This window comes from Streptomyces sp. NPDC058880 (genome assembly GCF_042742535.1).
Lineage (GTDB): Bacteria > Actinomycetota > Actinomycetes > Streptomycetales > Streptomycetaceae > Streptomyces.
The window spans coordinates 25,681-48,188 of the sequence record NZ_JBHYMC010000056.1 but is presented as its reverse complement, the minus strand read 5'-3'; the positions used below and the strand labels follow the sequence as shown (position 1 = coordinate 48,188).

At 73.6% G+C, this 22,508-nt stretch carries 19 protein-coding genes; 7 read left to right on the top strand and 12 right to left on the bottom strand.

Annotated elements, in window-relative coordinates; all coding sequences use genetic code 11:
* Positions 1–19: 19 nt before the first annotated feature.
* Positions 20–193, bottom strand: a complete 174-nt coding sequence (locus ACFW2G_RS25955) for a CsbD family protein (protein ID WP_078555841.1) — start codon at positions 191–193, stop codon at positions 20–22.
* A 195-nt stretch (positions 194–388) separates the two neighbouring features.
* Between ACFW2G_RS25955 and ACFW2G_RS25950 the strand changes: the two genes are divergently transcribed.
* Complete coding sequence (locus ACFW2G_RS25950; RefSeq protein WP_384584388.1) at positions 389–877, top strand: flavin reductase family protein; 489 nt, start codon at positions 389–391, stop codon at positions 875–877.
* Between the two features lie 264 nt (positions 878–1,141).
* On the top strand, positions 1,142–3,310 hold the full coding sequence (locus tag ACFW2G_RS25945; protein WP_384445355.1) for a tetratricopeptide repeat protein: 2,169 nt from the start codon (positions 1,142–1,144) through the stop codon (positions 3,308–3,310).
* 33 nt (positions 3,311–3,343) lie between these two features.
* Here ACFW2G_RS25945 and ACFW2G_RS25940 read toward each other — a convergent pair whose 3' ends face one another.
* The 4 genes from ACFW2G_RS25940 to ACFW2G_RS25925 all read right to left on the bottom strand — a co-directional run bounded on the left by ACFW2G_RS25940 (position 3,344) and on the right by ACFW2G_RS25925 (position 7,024).
* On the bottom strand, positions 3,344–4,648 hold the full coding sequence (locus tag ACFW2G_RS25940) for an MFS transporter (RefSeq protein ID WP_384445353.1): 1,305 nt from the start codon (positions 4,646–4,648) through the stop codon (positions 3,344–3,346).
* Positions 4,645–5,769 carry a PLP-dependent cysteine synthase family protein gene (locus tag ACFW2G_RS25935; protein WP_384445376.1) on the bottom strand — a complete coding sequence of 375 codons (1,125 nt, stop codon included), beginning with the start codon at positions 5,767–5,769 and terminating at the stop codon, positions 4,645–4,647. The genes ACFW2G_RS25940 and ACFW2G_RS25935 overlap by 4 nt, the downstream gene beginning before the upstream one ends.
* A gap of 128 nt (positions 5,770–5,897) precedes the next feature.
* Complete coding sequence (locus ACFW2G_RS25930) at positions 5,898–6,326, bottom strand: hypothetical protein (RefSeq protein ID WP_384445351.1); 429 nt, start codon at positions 6,324–6,326, stop codon at positions 5,898–5,900.
* Positions 6,327–6,634: 308 nt separating this feature from the next.
* Positions 6,635–7,024, bottom strand: a complete 390-nt coding sequence (locus ACFW2G_RS25925) for a hypothetical protein (RefSeq protein WP_384445350.1) — start codon at positions 7,022–7,024, stop codon at positions 6,635–6,637.
* Positions 7,025–7,295: 271 nt separating this feature from the next.
* On the opposite strand from ACFW2G_RS25925, the gene ACFW2G_RS25920 reads away from it, so the two are divergent.
* From ACFW2G_RS25920 to ACFW2G_RS25910, 3 genes are all read left to right on the top strand, one after another.
* The gene (locus tag ACFW2G_RS25920) at positions 7,296–9,128 is read left to right on the top strand and encodes an ABC transporter ATP-binding protein (protein ID WP_078555843.1); all 1,833 of its coding nucleotides are present in this window, start codon (positions 7,296–7,298) and stop codon (positions 9,126–9,128) included.
* 55 nt (positions 9,129–9,183) lie between these two features.
* A complete protein-coding gene (locus ACFW2G_RS25915) occupies positions 9,184–9,921 on the top strand; it encodes a carbonic anhydrase (RefSeq protein ID WP_384445348.1) in 738 nt (245 codons plus the stop codon).
* A gap of 102 nt (positions 9,922–10,023) precedes the next feature.
* Positions 10,024–11,100 (top strand): enoyl-CoA hydratase/isomerase family protein, encoded by a 1,077-nt coding sequence (locus ACFW2G_RS25910; protein WP_384445346.1) that lies wholly within the window; start codon positions 10,024–10,026, stop codon positions 11,098–11,100.
* A gap of 41 nt (positions 11,101–11,141) precedes the next feature.
* Here the strand turns inward: ACFW2G_RS25910 and ACFW2G_RS25905 are convergent, their stop codons facing one another.
* Positions 11,142–13,409: an ATP-binding cassette domain-containing protein gene (locus ACFW2G_RS25905; RefSeq protein ID WP_384445344.1), complete on the bottom strand. Its 2,268-nt coding sequence runs from the start codon at positions 13,407–13,409 to the stop codon at positions 11,142–11,144.
* 106 nt (positions 13,410–13,515) lie between these two features.
* On the opposite strand from ACFW2G_RS25905, the gene ACFW2G_RS25900 reads away from it, so the two are divergent.
* Positions 13,516–14,277 carry a TetR/AcrR family transcriptional regulator gene (locus ACFW2G_RS25900; protein ID WP_384584385.1) on the top strand — a complete coding sequence of 254 codons (762 nt, stop codon included), beginning with the start codon at positions 13,516–13,518 and terminating at the stop codon, positions 14,275–14,277.
* A gap of 98 nt (positions 14,278–14,375) precedes the next feature.
* Here the strand turns inward: ACFW2G_RS25900 and ACFW2G_RS25895 are convergent, their stop codons facing one another.
* Positions 14,376–15,302, bottom strand: a complete 927-nt coding sequence (locus tag ACFW2G_RS25895; protein ID WP_384584383.1) for an SDR family oxidoreductase — start codon at positions 15,300–15,302, stop codon at positions 14,376–14,378.
* A gap of 238 nt (positions 15,303–15,540) precedes the next feature.
* Here ACFW2G_RS25895 and ACFW2G_RS25890 point away from each other — a divergent pair, with 238 nt between their 5' ends.
* Positions 15,541–16,818 carry a cytochrome P450 gene (locus ACFW2G_RS25890; RefSeq protein WP_384445338.1) on the top strand — a complete coding sequence of 426 codons (1,278 nt, stop codon included), beginning with the start codon at positions 15,541–15,543 and terminating at the stop codon, positions 16,816–16,818.
* 49 nt (positions 16,819–16,867) lie between these two features.
* Here the strand turns inward: ACFW2G_RS25890 and ACFW2G_RS25885 are convergent, their stop codons facing one another.
* The 5 genes from ACFW2G_RS25885 to ACFW2G_RS25865 form a co-directional block, all read right to left on the bottom strand.
* Positions 16,868–18,046, bottom strand: coding sequence for a serine hydrolase domain-containing protein (locus tag ACFW2G_RS25885; RefSeq protein WP_384584380.1), 1,179 nt, complete (start codon positions 18,044–18,046; stop codon positions 16,868–16,870).
* Positions 18,047–18,238: 192 nt separating this feature from the next.
* Complete coding sequence (locus tag ACFW2G_RS25880; RefSeq protein WP_384584377.1) at positions 18,239–19,825, bottom strand: molybdopterin-dependent oxidoreductase; 1,587 nt, start codon at positions 19,823–19,825, stop codon at positions 18,239–18,241.
* Between the two features lie 60 nt (positions 19,826–19,885).
* Positions 19,886–21,073, bottom strand: coding sequence for an oxygenase MpaB family protein (locus tag ACFW2G_RS25875; protein ID WP_384445332.1), 1,188 nt, complete (start codon positions 21,071–21,073; stop codon positions 19,886–19,888).
* A gap of 57 nt (positions 21,074–21,130) precedes the next feature.
* Complete coding sequence (locus ACFW2G_RS25870) at positions 21,131–22,165, bottom strand: polyprenyl synthetase family protein (RefSeq protein ID WP_384584373.1); 1,035 nt, start codon at positions 22,163–22,165, stop codon at positions 21,131–21,133.
* The gene (locus ACFW2G_RS25865) at positions 22,158–22,508 is read right to left on the bottom strand and encodes a hypothetical protein (protein ID WP_052030055.1); all 351 of its coding nucleotides are present in this window, start codon (positions 22,506–22,508) and stop codon (positions 22,158–22,160) included. The genes ACFW2G_RS25870 and ACFW2G_RS25865 overlap by 8 nt, the downstream gene beginning before the upstream one ends.

Below are 22,508 nucleotides of genomic sequence, written 5' to 3'. Positions count from 1 at the left end.
GCGCCGCCATTCGACGTCGTCAGCCCTTGAAGGTGTCCTTGATCTTCTCCTTGGCCTGCCGGGCGTTGCCCTTGGTCTTCTCGGCGCGGCCCTCGGCGGTCAAGCGCTCGTTGCCGACCGCGCGGCCCGCGGTCTCCTTGAGCTTGCCCTTGGCCTGTTCGGCCTTGGCCCGGCTCTTCTCCTTGTCGGACACGAATGATCACTCCCTGGAGCTCGGGGTACGGATGCGTCGTACATCGCGTCGTACACCCCGCTTCTGACCGCGATCCCCGGTGGCAAACACGGCCCGCCCGATTCCACGGGGACCGAAATGACCGCCCGGACCCGCGGTGGGACGATGGGGTGGCCGGGGGTGGGGCCGGGAGAGGGCGAGAGGGTGAGTGCCACCGTGGCGGAGCTGGACGCGTTCACCGACGTACTCGACTACCCCGTGTACGTGGTGACGGCGGCGGCCGGGGAGCGGCGCGCCGGGTGTCTGGTGGGCTTCGCCTCCCAGTGCTCCATCGATCCGCCCCGGTTCATGGTGTGGCTCTCCAAGGCCAACCACACCTACACGGTCGCCCGGACCGCCTCCCACCTCGCGGTGCACGCCCTGAGGGAGGACCAGAAACGCACCGCCGAGCTCTTCGGCGGCCGGACCGGTGACGACACCGACAAGTTCGCGCACCTCGCGTGGCGGCGGTCGGCACACACCCCCGCGCCGATCCTGACGGACGCCGCCGCCTGGTTCGTCGGCCGGATCGAAGGGCGCACCGACGGCGGGGACCACACCGGATTCCTGCTCGCTCCGGTCGAGGCGGGGCCGCCCGGCCCGGAACGGCCGCCGCTGCTGCTCCTCAGCGACGTCGCGGACCTCACACCCGGCCACCCGGCCTGACGGCCCGGCCCGCACCGGCCGCGCAGGGCCCGGATCCGCGTCGATCCCGTACGGGCGTCCGAGCCGCACGTGCCCGGCTCCCCCCGGACCCGAACGAGGTCCCGTCGCCGTGCCCGCCGGGGGAGAAGCGCCCCGGACCGCCCGCACGCGCTCCGCCCGACCGCCGACTTCCGGACAGGTGCGGCGGTCACCTCGTCGCCCCTGGTTCCCCATTCGCCCGCGCGGGTGAAAATGGGGGTCGGCCACGGACGTGTGGGGGGCGGCATGCCGGTGTTGCTCGTACGGGAGAACGGCCGCGTGCGCGGCTGGCCGGCCTACGTGGGCGCGGTCGGCCTGGGCGCGGCGGCCCTGGCCCTGGCCTCGCTGTGGACCAGCGGGGCATGGGCCACGGGCATCGGCGCCGCCGTCACCACGTTCTCCGGGCTGGCCGCCGAACGCCTGCAGCCCCGGCGCCGCGCGGCGCCGGGCGGGAACGCCGCCGCGAGCGGAGCGGACGTGCTGCTGCGCACCGCGGCGGGCCGCATCCCCACCCTGCGCCGGCTGGACCGACCCGAGCCGGCCGGCGCCCACCACGCGGACGGGCATCCCGCCGACGGGAGCCGCACCCCGGCCGCGCCCCCGGCGTACATCCGCCGGGACGTGGAGCCGCAGTTGCGCGAGGCGCTCGGCCGGGGCGGATTCGTCCTGCTGGTGGGGGAGTCCACCGCGGGCAAGTCCCGGCTGGCGTACGAGACGGCCCGTGCGCTCTTCCCCCGCCACGCCTTCGTCCGCCCCCTGGGCAGGGGCGCGCTCCCGGAGGCGCTGCGTGTGGCGGGCCAGCGGCGCCGGGCCGTGCTCTGGCTCGACGACCTGGAGGAGTTCCTCGGCGCGGGAGGACTCACGGCCACCATGCTGGCCGCCCTGCCGGTGCCGGGACGCCGGGTGGTGCTGGCGACCATGCGCACCCAGGAGTTCCGCCGCTTCGACGCCCGCGAGGAGAGCCGGCTGACGGGCTCCGACCGCGACGCCTGGCGCACCCAGCGGGACGTCCTCCGACAGGCGGAAGTGGTGCGGCTGGCCCGGCACTGGTCGCCCGAGGAGCGGCGGCGGGCCGCCGCGCACGGACAGGACCCGCGGATCAGGGCGGCGCTGCGGGCGGGCGAACGCTTCGGCATCGCGGAAGTCCTGGCTGCTGGACCGGAGTTACTGGCTGCCTGGCACAACGCCTGGGCGCCCGGCACCAATCCGCGCGGTGCGGCCGTGGTAGCGGCTGCCGTCGACTGCCGGCGCGCCGGGCTGCGCACCCCGGTGAGCCGGGACCGGCTGCGCGAACTGCACCGGCCCTACCTGGTGGCGCGCGGAGGCGGTGATCTCCAGCCGGAACCCTTCGACGAGGCGATGAACTGGGCCTGCACGGCCGTCTACGCCACCAGTGGGCTGCTCATCGGCAACTACTCCCAGGGATACACGGCCTTCGACTACCTCCTCAACGCGCCCGGCCTGCCACCGGTGCCGGAACACCTGTGGCAGACCCTCGTCACCAGGGTCACGCCGGCCGAGTCCTACGACATCGGCCTGCTGGCCCACCAGGAGGGGAGGCCGCGCCGGGCCGCCGAAGCGCTGTCCCGGGCCCGCCTGGGCGCCGTCCCCGGAGCCGACTTCCTGCTCGCCATCACGGTCGGGGACGCGGGACGCCCCCGCCGGGCCGCGGCCGACCTCGCCGGGATCACCCGGCGGCGCGAGGACCGGCTGGGCCCGGACCATCCGGACACCCTGGCCGCCCGCCACCAGCTGGCCTTCTTCACCGGTGAGGCCGGCAACCCGCACGCCGCGGCCGGCCGGTTCGCCGCCCTGGCCGCCCACGCCGGGGCCGTCCTCGGCGCGGACCATCCGGACACCCTGGCCGCCCGTCACGAACTGGCCTACTTCACGGGCGAGTCGGGCGCCCCGGCCGAGGCGGCCCGGCAGCTGACCCGGCTGCTCGCCGACCGGCTCCGGGTGCAGGGCCCGGACGAGCCCCAGGTACTCGCCACCCGGCGCAGCCTGATCTGGTACCGGGCCGGCGAACCGGCCCGCACCGAAGCGGAGCTGGCCGAGCTGCTGACCGACGCGGAACGCTGCCTCGGCCCGGACGACCCGCACACCCTCGCCGTCCGCAGCAGCCGTGCCGCCTTCACGGCACGGGCCGGCCGGGCCGCCGAGGCCGCGGCCGCCTGGGAGTCGCTCGTGGCCGACCGCACCCGGGTCATGGGCCCCGATCACCCGCACACGATCTACGCCCGCCTGGAATGGGCCCGGGCCCTGGCCGCAACGGGCCGGCCCGAGCAGGCCCGCACGCTGCTCACCCGGACCCTCGGCGACGCCCGGACCCTGCTGGAGCCGGGCCACCGCCATCTGCGCCTGGCCCGGGAGCTGCTGGCCGGTCTCCCGCCGGCGGGGCGGCAGCAGGCGTAGCCCGCGGGCCGTCCGCGCCGGGGGAGGGGCGACTCAGGCGGCGGCCGGCTGCGTGCGCTGCGCGAGGCCGGTGGCTGCGAGGCGCCCGCTGCGGTGCAGCCAACGGACCACGGCGGCGCACAGGGCGCCCAGAGCGGCCAGGGACAGCCACGGCAGCGCCGGCGCACCCGAGGACCGGGCCGCGTCGAGGGCCGCACCGGTGAGCAGGTTGCCCACGGTGATGCCGATGCCGCAGACCGTGTTGTAGAGCCCGTAGTGGGTCGCGACGAGACGGTCCCCGGAGAGCCGGATGATGGTGTCCATCTCGAACGGGTAGGCGATCATCGTGCCGAGGGCGAGCAGCAGGGCCGCCGCCACCGGCGGCCCGGCGGCGAGCAGCCACCGTCCCGCACCCCCGTCCGGCACCGGCACGGCCGCCGCCAGGAGCAGCGGCAAGAACGCGCCGCCCATCACCAGCAGGCCCCGTGTCAGCGCCCGGCCGGGCTCCGTGTGCGCCCTGAACCAGGCGGTCACCCGCGTCTGGAACAGGACGGTGCTCAGCCCCGACACGGCGAACAGCCCGGCCGTCACGGCCCCCGAGAACGCCCCGTCGCCGCCGACCCGCCGGACCTCCAGCGGCAGTGCCAGGTACACCTGGAAGGTCAGCACGTACGAGCCGGTCATCGCGGCCGCGAACAGCAGGAACGGCCGATTGGCGAGGATCTGCCGCCATTGGGCCCGTACGCTTTCCGGTGCGCCGCCGGGCCCCGTGCCCGCCCGGTCCGCCCCGCGTGCGGGCAGGCCGCGGATCTGCACGAGGCTCAGTACGGCGAAGATCCCGGCCGCCGTCAGGCAGGTGACGCGGAAACCGGCCCCGGTCAGCACCATTCCCACCAGCGGCCCGAGCAGGATGCCGGCCTGATAGAAGACGTTGAACAGGGCGAACGCCTCCACCCGGCGGTCGGCCGCGTCCGCGGCCAGGTAGGCCCGGGACGCCGGGTTGAACAGGGCCCCCGCCAGGCCGGTGGCCGCCGAGGCCGCCAGCAGGGCGGGCACGGAGTCGACGACTCCGAGGGCGGCGAAGCCGACGACGCGCAGCAGCAGACCGGCGACGATCATGGGTTTGTAGCCGAGCCGGTCGGCCAGGGTGCCGCCGATCAGGAACATCCCCTGCTGGCTGAAGTTGCGTACGCCGAGGACCAGGCCGACGAGCCAGCCGGCCAGCCCCAGCGAGCCGGACAGGTGCGCGGCCAGGTACGGCATCAGCATGTAGAAGCCGAGGTTGATGGTGAACTGGTTCACCATCAACAGCCGGACGGAGCGGTCGTAGGAGCGGACCTGCGTGAGGAACCCCTTCACCGGCCGGACCCCTCCGCCCGCTCAGGTGACCGGGGGGCCCGCTCCTCGGCGGTCAGCGGATCGACCACGGCGGCGCACCGCGTCCACCGGGTGACCTCCTTCTCGTCGACGCGTCCCACGACCTCCGGTTCGGCGGCCGGCGGGCCGTCGAGGAGCCCGTGGGCGGCGCAGTAGTCGTCGTCGTAGACGGTGCCGAGGTAGCGCTGGGGTCCGTCGGGGAAGACCGCGGCGATACGGGTGTCCGCCGCCCGGGTCCGGGCCAGCCAGCCGGCGACCAGGGCCACCGCACCGACGCTCCAGCCGCCCGTGGCGTAGTGCGAGCCCGCGAGCTGCCGGCAGGCCCACACCGCTTCGGACGGGGCCACCCAGTGCACCTCGCCGAAGTCGCCGTAGGCGACGTTGCGGGGGTAGATGCTCGATCCCAGCCCGCGCATCAGGCGGGGCCGCGCGGGCTGGCCGAAGATGGTCGAGCCGATCGTGTCCACGCCGACCAGTTCCAGTTGCGGGTAGAGCTGGCGCAGCACGCGGGAGACGCCCGCGGAGTGCCCGCCGGTGCCCACGCTGCACACGAGGACGTCGATGTGCCCCAGTGCGGTGGCGAGTTCGAGGGCGAGCGGTGTGTAGGCGGCAGTGTTGTCGGGGTTGTTGTACTGATCGGGACACCAGGATCCGGGATGCCGGGCCATCAGCTGCCGTACCCGTTCGCGTCGGGCCTCCTGCCACCCGCCGGCGGGGTGCGGCTCGGCCACGACGTTGACCTGGGCTCCGTAGGCGGTCAGCAGTTTGGTCATGGACGGCTCCAGACCCGGGTCGGTGACCAGGGTGACCGGATGTCCGTGGACCATGCCGGCCAGGGCGAGCCCCAGGCCGAGGGTGCCGCTGGTGGACTCGATGATCCGGGCGCCGGGCAGCAGGTCGCCGCGGGCGCGGGCGCGTTCGACCATGTGCAGGCCCGGCCGGTCCTTGATGCCACCGGGATTGAAGCCCTCCAGCTTGGCCCAGAAGCCGTGGCCCTCGGGGGCGAAGGGTTCGGACACGCGCAGGAGAGGGGTGTTGCCGACGAGCCCGGACAGGGCGGCGCCGCGGGCGGGCGGGGTGGTCTGCGTGGACGGAGAGGACATCTTCCTCGGCTCTCGTTCGTAGACGGCTGTTTCCGTGCACATCTCGTCCGTCTCCGTCGCGCCGCGGTGTCGGCCCGCGGGTGACGGAGTCGGACGGCGGCCTTGGGTCAAGGCCGCACGAACGGCTGCTAGATCCGCCAGCAGCAGATCCGGTTCCTGGTTCTGCGTCCCGTGAGCGCGGTGCCGGGAGACGGAGAGGCGCCGCGCCGCGCCGGGCCGGGCGGCGCGGCGGCGAGCAGCGCGAGGAGTACCGCGAACAGCACCGGGAAGGCGGCCGGGCGCTGCACCGCGACGTCGGGTACGCCGCGGGGCGCGAGGTGGAGGACGCAGGGGTCGTCGGGGTGGGGCACTCCCGGGGAGTCGTCGGCGGCGCTCTCGTGGTGGTGGACCGGGGCGGACGGCGCCGAGGCCTGCCGCTGGGACGGCGCGCCCTCGTGGACGAGGCAGCCGACCAGCGCGGCGGTGAAGGCGGACAGCGCGAGCAGCGCGGACAGCACGAGCAGCGGCCGTACGAGGGCACCCGTGCGGCGGGCGGAGGGGGAAGGACGGAAGGACACGGCTCCTCCGGGAGGTGCGTCGGACCGTGGGCGGGGACGGGGGAGCCCGGTACGGGCAGGCGGGTGGTGCCGTGGGGTCATGCGGAGTGTTCCGCCGATGCCCGGGGCACCGGTTGGCGCGCCCCCTGAACACCCGGGAAGGGTGAACGCCCTGGGCCGCGTGGCCCAGCCGGCCCGTGGCGGCGTGGAGACGGTCGAGGAAGGGTTGCGCATGTGGCGCCGTCCGCCCTCGTACCGGGCGTACTCCGGTGATCCCGACAACGCGCGAGGGTGCGTGCAGGCGCCGCGCGGGACGTTCGCGACACGGCCTAGAGGCGCAGCACTCCGTGCGCGGGCGGGAGCGGGGCGCCACAGGTCCGCGGGGTCGTCTGCGGCGGCGCGGAAGCGTCTGCCCGCCGGGCGCGCGTGGCCGGGCCGGCGCTCGCCTGCGGGTGGCCCGCGGGAGCCGTACCGCGCTCGGAGCGGCCGGGCATGCACTGCTCGGCCGGATGCGCGGCGGTGTCCGCGCCGAACACGAGGGCCTGCGAGGGCACGGCGGAGGCGGAGACCGAACGGCCGTGGTGCAGGTCGCCGCTCCCCGCGCCGATCCCGTGCGCGTCGAGCAGCCCGAGCAGGAGCAGGGCCGACCACAGGAGCAGCAGCGGACTCCGGCTTCCCCGGGTCCGCGGCGCGCCGGAGGACGACCGAGCCGTGATCATGCCGTGATCCTAGCCACCCGTGCGTGGTCGGCGGCAAGCGTGTCCGCGTGAATGGCTCGAAAGGGGCGGGGGCTCCGGCGGCGCAGGGGCAGCCCAACGCGGCACACGCCGCCTTCGCCCGGCCGACGGCTCCCCGCCCCGCCGACCGCGCGCGAGCCCTCCCGAGGGCTGGGGGACAGCGCTCGGCGCCCGGAAAACGCGTGGACCGCCCCGGCGCCCATACGGGACACTCCGACTCCTGTCCTGCCGGTCCGACCACACAGGGTTGGGGATGGATTCACCGAAATCACCCGAGAACAAGCCGAGCCGGGGCTCGGTCCTCCTCGCACTTCGCTCCTACGGACGCGAGCTGGCGCGCCTGCGCGGGCTGACCGCTCCGGCCATGCTGCTCCCGGCGCTGGGCAACATCGGCATCTTCTACGTCGCGCCGCTGGTCGTCGCGAAACTCGTCGGCCGGGTCGCCGACGGAGGCTCCGCCGGAATCGACGCGATGCTGCCCTACGTCCTCGGCTTCGCCGGCGTCCTGCTGCTCGCCGAGGTGCTGTGGCGGATCGGACTGCACTGCCTCAACCGCCTTGACGCCCGCGGCATCGAGCACCTCTACGTCATCGGAATGGACGAGCTGTTCGCGAAGGACGCGGCGTTCTTCCACGACAACTTCGCCGGGTCGCTGACCAAGCGCGTCCTGAGCTTCGCCTCCCGCTTCGAGGAGTTCGTCGACACGCTGACGTTCTCCGTCATGGGCAGCTTCGTGCCGCTGCTCTTCGCTTCCGTGGTGCTCTGGCAGTACGAACCGATGCTCGTGGTCGGCCTCCTCGCGCTGATCGTTCTGACGGCGTTCTGTGTCACCCCCCTCATCCGCCGCCGCCAGACCCTCGTCGCCCAGCGCGAGGAGGCGATCGCCCGGGTCTCGGGCCACGTCGCCGACAGCCTGATGAACATGGACACGGTGCGGGCGTTCGCCGCCGAGGGCCGTGAGGCCGCCGAGCACCAGTCCCGCGTCGCGGAGTCGCGGCGGCTGACACTCCGCTCGTGGGACTACGGCAACCTGCGCATCGACACGCTGGTCGCGCCCCTGTCCGTGCTGACGAACGTGCTGGGACTGCTGATCGCCGTCGCCCTCGGCGCGGGCGAGCATGGCGTGGAGGCGATCATCGTCACCTTCACCTACTACGCCAACGCGACCCGCATCATGTTCGAGTTCAACCAGATCTACCGGCGCCTGGAGAGCTCGATGACGGAGGCGGCGCAGTTCACCGAACTGCTGCTGGAGCCGCCCACGGTGCTCGACCCGGCGGTGCCGGAGCCGCTGCGCTCCGAGAGCGCCGACGTCCGGTTCGAACGGGTGGACTTCTCCCACGGCGGAGCGCGGCCGCTCTTCGAGGGCCTCGACCTGGACGTGCCCAGCGGATCGAAGATCGGTCTCGTCGGCCGGTCCGGCGGCGGCAAGACCACGCTCACCCGGCTGCTGCTGCGGATGACGGACGTCGACGGCGGCCGGATCATGATCGGCGGCCAGGACATCAGCCGGCTGCGGCAGGCCGACCTGCGCAGCCGGCTCGCCTACGTGCCCCAGGACCCGGCGATGTTCCACCGGACACTGCGGGAGAACATCGCCTTCGCCCGGCCCGGCGCCACCGAGGCAGAGGTCCGCCGCGCCGCCGAGGCGGCGCACGTCACGGAGTTCGCCGACGCGCTGCCGGACGGTTTCGACACCATGGTCGGCGAACGCGGCGTCAAACTGTCCGGCGGACAGCGCCAGCGGGTCGCCCTCGCCCGAGCCATCCTGCGCGACGCGCCGATCCTGCTGCTCGACGAGGCGACCAGCGCCCTGGACTCCGAGAGCGAGATCCTGGTGCAGGAGGCACTATGGCGGCTCATGGAGGGCCGGACCGCCCTCGTGGTGGCCCACCGGCTGAGCACCGTGGCCACCATGGACCGGCTCGTCGTCCTGGACCGGGGCCGCATCGTGGAGCAGGGCTCGCACCGGGAACTCCTTGCCGCAGAGGGCGCTTACGCGCGGCTGTGGAAACACCAGTCGGGCGGCTTCCTCCACGACACCGTCCACGCCACCGACCCCGAAGCGCGCTCGGGGCTCGACTGAACCGGGGCCGTGTCCTGCGGAGCCGGCGAGTCGCAAGTGAATAGTTTGTCCTGATATGAGTGTCGAGGCTGAAGGTCGAGAGGTCCCGGGCCGGCGGCGGCTGGCCCGGGCGGTGCTGACGGGCGTGGCCGCCGTGGGGGCTGGGCTGGTGGCGGGCTCCGCCCGCGTGCCCATGGCCGCTCCGCCCGGGGGCGGGGCCGGATCGAGGCCCACCACCCCCGAGTCGGCGCTGCGTGAACTGGTGACGGGAAACGGGCGCTGGCGGACCTACCACGAGCGCCATCCCGACCAGACGCGCACCGTGCGGCGCACGCTGGTCGCCGGCCAGCACCCGTTCGCCGTCGTCCTCGGCTGCGTCGACTCCCGGGTCCCGCCGGAACTGGTCTTCGACCAGGGCCTCGGTGACCTGCTCACCGTGCGCTCGGCGGGCGAGGTCCTGGACGAGGCGGTCCTCGGGAGCATCGCCTACGGAGTCCTGGAGCTGCGCATCCCGCTGGTCGTCATCCTGGGACACCAGTCCTGCGGGGCCGTCGGCGCAGCGGTGCGGGCCGCCGAGGGCGGACCGCCGCTCCCGGGCCACATGCAGTATCTGGTCGATCAGATCCGCCCCGCCATCGACCGGGGGCTCCGCGGCGCCGCGCGGATCGACGCCGCGATCACCGCGAACGTGCGGCTGGTGCGGGGGCGGCTGGCCGCGGAGCCCGAGATGGCTGCCAGGATCTCCGCCGGGGCGCTTGCCGTCGTGGGCGCCCGCTACGAACTGACCAGCCAGCGCGTACGCCTGGTGCACTGAGCGCCCGCCGCCCGGCCCGTGCCCCGCCGCCCGGCCCGTGCCCCGTGCTGCCGGCGCCGGGCGCCCGGGGCGCACCGTTGGCGTGGCCCTACTGTGAGGGCTGTGAAAAGCCAACCCGATACCGACGCGCACACCACCTCCGACGACGGCACCGTCCTGTTCCACGTCGAGGGACGGACCGGCGTGGTCACCCTCAACCGCCCCGGGGCCCTCAACGCGCTCACCCACACGATGGTGTTGCGGATGGCCGAGGCCCTCGACGCCTGGGCGGACGACGACGCCGTCGGGCAGGTGCTGATCCGCGGAGCGGGCGAGCGCGGACTGTGCGCGGGAGGTGACATCCGGGCCATCCACGACGACGCCAGGGCGGGGACCACCGCCTCCGCCGGCTTCTGGCGCGACGAGTACCGGCTCAACGCCCGTATCGCCCGATACCCCAAGCCGTACGTCGCCCTCATGGACGGCATCGTCATGGGCGGCGGCGTCGGCGTCTCCTCCCACGGCAGCGTCCGCGTCGTCACCGAACGCTCCCGAGTCGCCATGCCCGAGACCGGCATCGGCTTCGTCCCGGACGTCGGCGGCACCTGGCTGCTGGGCCGCGCCCCGGGCCGGCTCGGTACCCATCTCGCCCTCACCGGTGCCGCCGTGGGCGCCGCCGACGCGCTGCTCTGCGGGCTCGCCGACCACTTCGTACCCGCTGCCCGACTCCCGGAGCTGACAGCCGCGCTCGCCACCGCCCCCGCGGGCGAGGTCCTGCCGCGGTACGCCGCCACACCCGCCCCCGGGGTACTCGCCGGACAGCGCTCCTGGATCGACCGCTGCTACGCGGCCGGGACCGTCGAGGAGATCGTCCAGCGGCTGACCGACCAGGGCGATCCGGCGGCGAAGGAGGCCGCGGAGACGATCCTCGCCAAGTCCCCGACCGCGCTGAAGGTCACCCTCGCCTCGGTGCGCCGGGCCGCCGACCTCGGCACACTGGAGCAGGCGCTGGCCCAGGAGTACCGGGTCTCCTGCAACGCGCTGGCCTCACCCGACCTGGTGGAGGGCATCCGGGCGCAGGTCGTCGACAAGGACCGCGCCCCGCGCTGGTCCCCGCCGACCCTGACCGCGGTCACCGAGGCCGACGTGGAGCGGTTCTTCGCCCCGCTCGCCGAAGACCACGGGTCGAGCCTGCCGTAGCCCTCGGCGGGTGGGGCGCGGGCGGGAGCAGCCGCGCAGGCCTACGCGTCGGCGCCGACGTACTCCCGGAGGTGCCGGGCGGTCAGCGTGTCCGCCCCGGCCACCAGGGCGGCCGGGGTGCCCTCGAAGACGACCCGGCCGCCGGAGTGCCCGCCGCCGGGGCCGATGTCGATCAGCCAGTCTGCGTGCGCCATCACGGCCTGGTGGTGCTCGATGACGATCACCGAGTTGCCGTCCTCGACCAGCCGGTCGAGCAGGGCCAGCAGCTTGTCGACGTCGGCCATGTGCAGCCCGGTCGTCGGCTCGTCCAGGATGTACGTCGAGGACTTCTCCGCCATGCTGATCGCCAGTTTCAGCCGCTGCCGCTCACCGCCGGACAGGGTGTTGAGCGGCTGGCCGAGCCGCACGTACGAGAGGCCCACGTCCACCAGCCGCCCCAGGACGGCCCGCGCCTGGCCGCTGGGGAAGAACGCGTACGCCTCCGCGACCGGCATGTTCAGCACCTCGCTGATGTTCTTGCCGCGCAGCCGGTACGTCAGCACCTCGGGGGTGAACCGCCTGCCCTCGCACTCCTCGCATACCGTGGCCACCCCGGCCATCATCGCCAGGTCCGTGTAGACGAGCCCGAGGCCGTTGCACTTGGGGCAGGCACCCTCCGAGTTCGCGCTGAACAGCGCGGCCTTGACGCCGTTGGCCTTGGCGAAGGCGGTCCGGATCGGCCCCAGCAGCCCGGTGTAGGTGGCCGGGTTGGACCGGCGCGAGCCGCGGATCGGGGACTGGTCGGCCACCACCACCCCCTCGCGCCCGGCCAGGTAGCCGTGGATCAGTGAGCTCTTCCCGGACCCCGCGACACCCGTCACCACCGTGAGGACGCCGAGCGGCACGTCCACGCTGACGTCCTTGAGGTTGTGCAGGTCGGCGCCCTTCACCGACAGGTGGCCGCGCGGGCTGCGCACCGACTCCCGCAGTCGTGTTCGGTGTCCGAGGTGGCGCCCGGTGAGAGTGCCGGAGGCGCGCAGCCCCGCGACGTCCCCGCTGTAGCAGAGCTGCCCGCCCGCCGTGCCGGCGCCCGGCCCGAGGTCCACGACGTGGTCGGCCACGGCGATGACCTCCGGCTTGTGCTCCACGACCAGGACGGTGTTGCCCTTGTCGCGCAGCCGCAGCAGCAGGCCGTTCATGCGCTGGATGTCGTGCGGGTGCAGGCCGGTGGTGGGCTCGTCGAAGACGTACGTGACGTCCGTGAGGGAGGATCCCAGGTGGCGGACCATCTTGACGCGTTGGGCCTCCCCGCCGGACAGCGTGCCCGAGGGGCGATCCAGGCTGAGGTAGCCCAGGCCGATCTCGACGAGGGAGTCGAGCAGGCCCCGGAGGTTGGACAGCATCGGCGCCACGGCGGGATCGTCGATCCGGCGCACGAAGCCGGCGAGTTCGCTGATCTGCATCGACGCGCACTCGGCGATGTTCACGCCGTGGATGCGCGAGGACCGGGCGGCCGCCGAGAGGCGGGTGCCTCCGCAGTCCGGGCAGGAGGTGAAGATCACCGCGCGCTCCACGAAGGCGCGGATGTGGGGCTGCATGGACTCGCGGTCCTTGGCGAGGTGGAGGCGGGTGATCTTGGTGATCAGGCCCTCGTAGGTGAAGCCGTTGGAGCCGGCCTTGACCTTCACCGCGCTCTTGTGGAGGAAGTCGGCCCACTCCTGTTCGGTGAAGTCCTTGAGTTTGGTGTCGGGGGAGTAGAAGCCGGAGTTCGCCATGTTCTGCCAGTACCAGGAGTCCACGGCGAAGCCGGGGGCGGTGATCGCGCCCTCGTTGAGCGAGAGTTCGCGGTCGACCAGCTGGTCCACGTCGATGTCGGAGACCTCGCCGACGCCCTCGCAGCGCGGGCACATCCCCTCGGGGTTGTTGAAGCTGAACGCGCTGGACGTGCCGATGTGGGGCGTGCCGACGCGGGAGTAGATGATGCGCAGCATGGTGTAGGCGTCGGTGGCGGTACCCACGGTGGAGCGGGAACCCGCGCCCATCCGCTCCTGGTCGACGACGATGGCGGCGCTCAGGTTGTGCAGTCCGTCCACGTCCGGCCGGCCGAGGCTCGGCATGAAGGACTGGATGAAGGCGGTGTACGTCTCGTTGATCATGCGCTGCGACTCGGCGGCGATGGTGCCGAAGACGAGGGAGGACTTCCCGGAGCCGGAAACGCCGGTGAAGACCGTGAGGCGGCGCTTGGGGATGTCGAGGGATATGTCGGCGAGATTGTTCTCGCGGGCCCCGCGGACCTGGATGACCTGGTGGTTGTCGGCGGCGATGTGCACGGAACTCCTCGAGGTGCGGGGTCTCGGCTGACTCACTGCGCTTTACTCTATACGGTGTATTCTGTACGGCGTAGTGAATTGATGGAGTGTGTGCGGAGGCCGGGACATGGTGCAGGATCGCAGCGGGGCGGGAGACCCCGTCCGCACGCTGGAGCTTTTGTGGCGCGCGTCCGGACAGCCCGCGCAGCCGGGTCGCCGCGGCCCGCGGCAGGGCCTCAGTGTCGACGCCGTCGTCCGCGCCGCGACCGTGCTCGCCGACGAGGAAGGGCTGGCCGCGCTGACCATGCGGGCGCTCGCGCAGCGGCTCGGTGTGACGCCGATGACGCTCTACACGTACGTCCCCGGCAAGGCCGAGCTCCTCGACCTGATGCTCGACGACGCCTACCTGCGGATGGAACGCCGTCCGGCGGACCCGAAGGAGCCCTGGCGGGCGCGGGTGACCCGGGTCGCCGAGGACAACCGGGACCTGATGCTCCGCCACCCCTGGATCACCGGCCTGGCCGTCACGCGTCCGCCGCTGGGCCCCGGGGTGATCGGGAAGTACGAGCACGAGCTGGCGGCCTTCGAGGGTATCGGGCTCACCGACACCGAGATGGATGCCGCCCTGACCCACCTGCTCGGCTTCGTGCACGCCAACGCGCTGGCCGCCGCCGACGACGCCGACCACAACAGCCGCCTGAGCCAGGAGGACTGGTGGGCCGTCAGCGCGCCGCTGCTGGAACGCGTCCTGGAGCCCGACCGCTACCCCCTGGCGGCCCGGGTCGGCACCGCGGTCGCCGGCTACCACCCCGGGACGATCTGGGCCTTCGGCCTCCGATGCGTCCTGGACGGCCTCGCCCACCGCCTGTCCTCCCGCGCCGCCCCGTGAGCCGTCGTCCGGCCCCCGGGGCGCCGGGGCGCCGACGGGCTGGTGGGGTGACCCGGTGAGCCTCCGCGGACGTAACGGCAAGATCCGAAAGAGACGGCCTAGCGGTAGCCGGTGGTGTCCGCAGGGTGGCCGGGATCCTGGACTTCGACCAGGTAGCGCCAGGCGTCGGGGCGGCTGCCGTCCAGGTCGGTGAAGCCGTAGACCCGTGCCAGCCGGCCGCTGGAGAGGGACTGGCCGTTCCAACGGGACACCTCCGGGTCCGCGGCGAGGGCCGCGACCGCGCGGCCCACGTACGCGGGGGTCTCGGAGATCGCGAAGTGCGGAACCTCGGCCAGCGCGTCCCGCCAGTTCTCCTCCCGCACCCCGAAGGCGTCGAGCATCATCTCCGAGCGCAGCCAGCCCGGTGTCAGGGCCACCGCCGTTGCCCCCCGTGGACCCAGCTCGTGCCCCAGGGCGAACGCCATCCGCAGCACGCAGGACTTGGCGATGTCGTAGAAGAAGGAGACCCGGTAACGGGTCGCGTTGTAGTCGGCGGTGCCGTCCGTCATCTCCACCACCAGGCCACCCGGCTCGCGCAGCAGCAGCGGCACCGCGAAATGGCTGGTGACGGCATGCGTCTCCACCGCCAGTCGCATCAGCCGAAGCCCCTTGTCCAGGTCGTGCTCCCACACCGTGCTGTCCCACTCGAAGAGCAGCTCCCCGCCCCAGATGTCGTTCACCAGCACGTCGAGGCGGCCCTGTTCGGCGTCGATCCGCCGCACCAGCGCCTCCACCTCACCGGGCACCAGATGGTCGGCGACCACCGCGATCCCCCGGCCGCCCGCCGCGGTGACCAGCTCGGCGGTCTCCTCGATCGTCTCGGGCCGGTCGTACTCCGAACGCCGGCCCGGGGTGCTGCGCCCCGACACGTACACCGTCGCGCCCCGCGCCCCCAGCTCGACCGCGATGCCCCGGCCCGCGCCCCGCGTGGCGCCCGCGACGAGGGCCACCCTGCCGTGGAGACCTCCGGTGCCTTCGAGAGCCATGCAACGACCCTACGGCGGCCGGCCCGCCCGTCACCCGCCCAACACGCGGGTTCCCGGCCGGGACGCCGGCGGACCACCCGCCGCAGCGCCCGCCGCACCGGCCGTGAGCCCGGCCCTTCACCACCCCCTCTCCCTCACCGAGACCGGCCGCCTGCACGGGCCGGGTACCGACTTGTCCAACCAGCCTTCGGGGCAGCACTGTTGACCGAGTCCCGTCCACCAGGTCAGGAGAACCGGTTTGTCCTCCCACGCCGCACCCGTCCCGCAGACTCCGTCCGGCCCGGACGCCCCGTACGTGATCGACCCGGCCGGAGGCTGCCCGCACGCCCTCAACGCCCGGCTGCGCGCCGAGCACGGGGCCGTCGCGCAGGTCGTGCTCCCCGGCGGAGTGCCCGGAGCGGTCGTCCTGGGCCATCACGCGCTGAAGGAGTTCCTCGCCCACCCCGAAGTGGCCAAGGATGCACGGCACTTCCCCGCCCTGCACGACGGCAGCATCCCCCGCGACTGGCCACTGCGGGCCTTCGCCGACGCCCGGGGCATGCACACCGCCGACGAGGACGACCACCGCCGTCTCCGCGCCCTGGTCGGCAGGGCTTTCACGGCGCGCCAGGTGGAACGCCTGCGCCCGCGCGTCGAGGAACTCACCGCCGAACTCCTCGACGACCTGGACCGGGCCGCCGCGGAATCGCCCGATGGGGTCGCCGACCTGCGCGAACACTTCGCACTCCCGCTCCCGATGAGCGTGATCTGCGAACTGCTCGGCGTGGACCCCGGGCACCGGGCACGCCTCCACCACCTGTCCAACAAAGTGATCATCGCGACCGACACCACCCCGGCCGAGGCGATGGCCGCCGTACGGGAGCTCGTCGAACTCATGGGCACGATCGCCGCGACCCGCCGGGCGGAGCCGGGCGAGGACCTCACCAGCGCCCTGATCGCGGCCCGCGAGGACGACGGCGACCGGCTCAGCGAGGCCGAACTCGGCGGCACCATGCGGCTGATGCTCGTCGCGGGTCACGAGACCACCCTCAACCTCATCAGCAACGCCGTCCGCGCTCTGTGCACCCACCGCGACCAGCTCGCGCTCGTCCTGGAGGGCGGGGCGACCTGGTCGGACGTCGTGGACGAGACGCTGCGCTGGGACGGCCCCGTCAGCTGGTTCCCCTTCCGCTACCCCACCCGGGACCTGACCGTCGGCGGCACCGTGATCCCGCAGGGCACCCCGGTCCTCGCCGGCTATACCGCGGCCGGCCGCGACGAGGACGTCCACGGTCCGGACGCCGACCGATTCGACATCACCCGCCCCACGGCCGCCCGCAGCCTCTCCTTCGGGCACGGCGCACACTACTGCGTGGGCGCCCCGCTGGCCCGGCTGGAGGCCACCATCGCGCTTGAGCGGCTGTTCACGCGCTTCCCCGACCTCGACCTCGCCACCGCCGAGGTCGAACTGCCCCACCAGCGCAGCTTCATCGGCAACAGCGTCGAGGCCCTGCCGGTGCGCCTGCACCGTCGCTGACCCGCCGCTGTCCGCCGGGACCGGCCCCGGCGGACAGCGGGTCGGTGGGTCAGCCCAGGGACAGGGGGCGCTCCGGGGCCAAATGGGCGGCGATCGCCTGGAGCACGTTCGAGCTGGCGTTCCGGACGGTGCTGCCGCGACCCTGGGTCGCCACCGTGGCGATGGCGAGCTTCCGGGACGGCAGGTAGGCGACCGTACCCGCGTAGCCCGCGAAGGACGGGTTCTGCAGGATCCAGGTGTTCTCCACGGGCAGCCCCAGGGCGAACCAGGCGTTCCCCTTGATCTTGACGACCGGAGTCAGCTGGGCCTTGTGCGACTGGGGGGTGAGCAGCTTCCCCTCGCCGATCGCGGTGAAGGACTTCGCCATGTCCTCCAGTGTCGAGGTCATCACTGCCCCCTCCGCCACGGTCCACGACGGGTCCCAGTAGGTGGAGTCCTCGAACACCCCCCGCTCGTTGTCGAAGCCGTGCAGCACCGGCGGGGGGATCTCGGCCCTGGACGAGATGTCGGTCTGGGTCAGGCCCATCGGCTCAAGGACCTTCTCGCGCATCACCTCCCCCAGAGGCCTCTCCTCTACCCGGGCGATGATGTCTCCCAGGAGCACCCAGTCGGCGTGCGAGTAGGCGAAGCCCGAACCGGGCGGCCGGGCCATGGGCCTGGACATCGCGATCCGGACCAGCTCCTCTCCGGTCCAGTGCCGGAAGGGGTTCTCGTAGAGGGCGTCGATGAAGGCGTCGTCCGTGACGTAGTCCGCGTATCCGGCGGAGGCGGACGCCAGCATCCTCAGCGTGACCTCGTCCGCGTGCGGCAGGTCGGGGCGCCAGCGGGAGAGCTTGTCGTCGAGCGTCACCCTGCCCTCGTCGACCAGCCTGAGCAGCTCGGTCGTCATCAGGGGGATCGCGACCGACCCGATGCGGAACCGCATGTCCGTCGTCGCGGGGAAGCCCGTCATCGTCTCCCCGGCCGCGGCGGCCGACACCCGCTCGCCGTCGACCCACACCCCGGCCATCGCGGCGGTGAGCCGGTAGGTCTTCAGCGCGTCCGCGACCTGCCGCTCGACGAACGCCTCCGTGTCGGCCGGCAGGCACGTGCCGCCCCGCGAGACCTGGCCCGCCGGGCACTGCCGGGCGGCGCTCTCGGCGCGACCGGCCGGGTAGCCGCCCGCCAGGGCCGCGCCGAGCATGAGAGCTCCCACACAGGCGAGGGTGAAGGTCCTGGAATGTCGCACGGCGTGCCCCCCTTGCGGGTCGAAGACGAAGGTCCCCCGCCTCGCGATTGCAGGCCTCGTCCCGGCAGGCTAACCGGCGGCCCCACCCGCCGCACGCGGGAGGCGTTCCGCGAGTGACGTCCGCCGGTGACGTCCGCCGGTGACGCGGACGGCGGTCCTCCGGGGCGCCGGCCGGGCCCGGGCGCGAGGCGGTCAGCCGGGGTCCGCGACGCGGACCTGCACCGCGTGCCAGCCCGTTGCCCCGTCCGGCACGGTTCCGCCGCGCACCCCGGTCTGGACGGCGCCCGTACCGTCCGTCGCCCGGACCTCCAGGGTGTGCGGTCCGGCCGTCGCCTCCCACGGCCACACCCACTGCCGCCAGGTGTCCACGCCGTCCGCCGCGCCGAGCCGCGCCTCCTGCCAGGGGCCGCCGTCCACCCGTACCTCGACCCGGCGGATCCCGCGGTGCTGCGCCCACGCCACCCCCGCCACCGCCACCCGGCCCGGCCGCACGGCCGCGTAGGGGCGCGGGGTGTCGATCCTCGACTGGGTCTTCACCGGGGCCCGCTGCGCCCAGGACCTGCGGACCCAGTACGCGTCGTACGCCGCGAAGGTGGTCAGCCGCAGCTCGGTCAGCCACTTGCAGGCGGAGACGTACCCGTACAGGCCCGGTACGACCATCCGGACGGGGAAGCCGTGCGCGAAGGGCAGCGGCTCGCCGTTCATCCCCACGGCCAGCAGCGCCTCCCGGCCGTCCATCACCGTCTCGACGGGCGTGCCCAGCGTCATGCCGTCGACGGAACGGGCCACGAGCTGGTCGGCGGGGCCGCCCCGGGAGGGGGGCCGCACCCCGGCCTCGCGGAGCAGGTCCGCGAGCCGTACGCCCAGCCAGCGCGCGTTGCCCGCGTAAGGTCCGCCGACCTCGTTCGACACGCAGGTGAGGGTGATGTCGTGCTCGACCAGGGGTCGGGCGAGCAACTCCCGCAGGCCGACGGTGAGGGGACGCGGGACCCCCTCGCCGCGGATGCTCAGCCGCCAGGTGTCGGCGTCCACGCGGGGCACGACCAGAGCCGTGTCCACCCGGTAGAAGTCCCGGGCGGGGGTGAGGAAGGGGCCGACGCCGGGCACCCGCAGGTCCGCACCGGCCGGCACCGGCGGCGCGGGCACGGCAGGCGGGGGAAGGACCAGATCGGCCCTGGAGGCGGTCGCCCCCGCCGAGCCGTGGGCGCCAAGCCGCCGTCCGGCGAGGCCGGCCGCGCCCGCCGCGGCCAGGACGCCGACGACCAGTCGCCCGAAGCCGCGCCGGTCCATCGCCCAGGCACCGCCGGGCGGCGCCCCGCGCGGCCGGGGCCGGGTGGCCGCGGTGATCAGCACCCACAGCACACCGGCCGCGGCCAGTCCGCCGACGAGAGAGGGCAGGGCGTCCTTCCAGGAGGCCGCCGGCCGGCTGAGCGCGGCCGCCGCCCCCAGGAGCCCGAAACCGCCGGCGACCGCGATCCCGGCGGGCAGGCTGCGCAGGGCGAGCAGCCCGGCCCCGGCCGCGATCGCGGTGAGCGCGGCGACGACACCCGCCGTCAGGACCGTCTTGTCGGCGGTGCCGAACGCGGCGATGGCCCACTCCCTGACGGCGGCGGGCGTCAGATCGACGACCGCGGAGCCCACCGCGGTCACCGGGAAGGACTCCGGCCGGACCACCGCCGCGACCGGCTCCGCCACCGCGAGGCCCGCGAACGCGGCGACGACGCCGCAGACGGCGCCCGCCGCCCACCGCCTCCCGGAACCGCTCCGTCGTGCCCTCACACCGCCAGTCTGCCCCGGGGCCCGGCGCGGCGCGTCGCATCCGCGGGGGAGCGGCGCGCGTCAGTGCACGGGCGCCGGCGGCACCCAGCGCCCGGTGCGCGGCGCCTTCACCCCGTAGTCGTCCTTCAGCTCCGCGGGAATGGCGTGGTGCATCACCCTGCCCCGGGTCAGGGAGGCCAGCTCGAAGCCGGAGAGCAGCGAGCCGGCCCTGTCGAGCGCCCATTCCGCGTACGGGCTGCTGTCCTCGATGGTCTCCAGCAGCCCGAGGAACACCGGAACCGCCTTCGCCGCCGTGTCCCAGGCGGTGCGCGGGATCTCCAGCCAGTCGCCGATGGTGTCACCGACGAGGAACCGTACGGTGGCGGGGACCATCGGGTCGAAGAAGGTCCCCGGGACCACGTCCTCGTACATGCGCATCAACTGGGCGTTGAGGCGGACCCCTTCGGGCGAGGGGCCGAGGTTGCGCAGGAGGTAGAGGTCGCAGTAGTCGCGGGCCTCGGCGAGGGTCTCCGGCACCGCCGACATGTCGCAGCCGAGCATGGCGCCGACGACCCGCCACGCGTAGAAGTAGGCCTCGGCGCCGTCCTCGCTCATGTGGATGCCGAGCCGGTGCATGGCGTCGAGGACCAGCAGCGAGAAGCAGATCTGCCCGCCGATCATGTCCTCTTGGCAGATGGGCACGCCGTCCTTCTCGACGTCCCAGTGGCCACCGTGGCGCAGGTGGTGGCGGACCGCCGCGTGCAGCAGCCGTACTTTCTGCGCGGCGGGGATGAACCTGCTGCCCTCCGCGAAGGAGTTGGTCTGCATCAGGTAGGTGACGAACTGCCCGGTGTTGGCCATCCGGCGCGAGGGGTACGCCATGGAGTGCGTCGAGGCCAGCAGCCGGGAGAGCCGCGGGACGGCGTAGGTCGCGGGCATGGCCGCGAAGGACAGGCCGGTGTTGATGTGGGCCGCGTTGTCCATGAAGAACAGCCTGGCCTGCTCCATCACGTCCCAGTCCACCCAGGACGGGGGCATGGCGGTCGCCTCGAAGTAGGCGCGTGCGGAGGCCGGGAGTTGCTCGGGAAGCTTGTCGCCGGCGGTGGTGAAGAACCGCATGAGGGTGTTGAGGTCGCCGACCTCCTTGCGGCGGAACATCTCGGCGACGGTCTCGTCGGCGAGCGGATCACCCTGCGTGCTCAGGGCGTCGAGGGCGGCGTGGTCGTAACGGGGCCGCGTCGGCGCGGTCTTGGATGCGTTGGCGTTCACGTCGGTCGTCCTTGTCGTGTCATCGGGCGCGGCGGGCGGGAGGCGGGGCGACACGCCCTACAGGGCGCGGTCGGCGGCGGTCGCGGCCAGCCCGCCCAGAGCGGACCGGGCCTCCGCGGGCATCGGGGCGAGGTCCAGCGCGGCCCCGGCCCGGCCGATGCGCTCGCGGATCATGTCCTCCACCTGCTGCTTGGCCCCGCACCGCTCCATCAGCTCGCGCACCGAGGAGGCCTCTTCCTCGCCCAGTTCCGGATGGCCGACGAGCTTCGCGAGCATGCGGCGGTCGTCGGGCCCGACGGCCGCCACGGTCAGCGCGAGCAGCGCCGTGGGTTTGGCGTCCCGCAGGTCGTCCAGGTTGGACTTGCCCGTCCGGGCGGGGTCGCCGAACGTCCCCAGCAGGTCGTCGCGCAGCTGGAAGGCCTCGCCGAGCGGTAGGCCGTAGCCGGAGAAGGCGTCCAGCAGGGCGCCGGAGCCGCCGCCGAGGGTGGCACCGAGGTGCAGCGGCCGCTCCACCGTGTACTTGGCCGTCTTGAAGCGGGCCACCTCCAAGGACTCCGCCACCCGCGGTTCCCGGCCGTCTCGCGCCGCGGTGCGCAGCACCTCCAGGAACTCGCCCGCCATCGTCTCGCGGAGCAGGGCGGACCAGAGCGGGACGGTCCGGGCCAGGTACGCGCCGGGCAGCCCGCAGCAGGTGAAGACGTGTCCGGCGTACCCCATCAGCAGGTCGCCGAGGATCATCGCGAGGGCGGTGGAGCGCTGCCCGTTCGCGGCGAAGGCGGCGTGCGCGGTGGGCTGGCCGTGCCGTATGCGGCTGTCGTCGATGATGTCGTCGTGGGTGCAGGCCGCCGCGTGGACGAGCTCCATGGCGGCCGCGGCCCGGATCACCCCTTCGCAGTCGGGCTGGCCCGCCGCCCGCCACCCCCAGTACAGGAAGGCGGCCCGGATGCGCTTGCCCTGTGCCAGTGAGCGGCGTAACTGCTGGGAGAGCGGCGTGAGTTCGGCGTGCAGTCCGAGCAGGGCCCGCTCCTCCTCGTCGGCCAGCCGCCCGAGCACCCCGTCGATGCGCTCCTTGAATCCGGTGTGGTCATGCACAGGGGCGACCCTCGGAAGTGCCCTGCTGCGCGACCCGCCGGGCCATGGTCTCCAGGTAGTTCTCGCTGCCCATTCCTGCCCGACGGGTGGCCAGTTCACCGCGCTTGCGCAGTTCCACCACACCGTCGGTGAGCAGTTCGCGCAGGTCGGCCCGGCGCAGCGCGCCCTGTGCGCGGTCGGCTGTCTGCCGCAACTGGTCGAGGGCCAGGTCGGCCACCCCTGCGGCGAGCAGCGTGAGCAGTTCCAGGGACGAGGCGGCGGAGCCGGTGCCCGTGGGCCGCTCCTGCTGCCGGCGGTCCTGTTCCCGCTGGTAGGCGCTTGGGTCGTGTTCGGTCTGGGACAT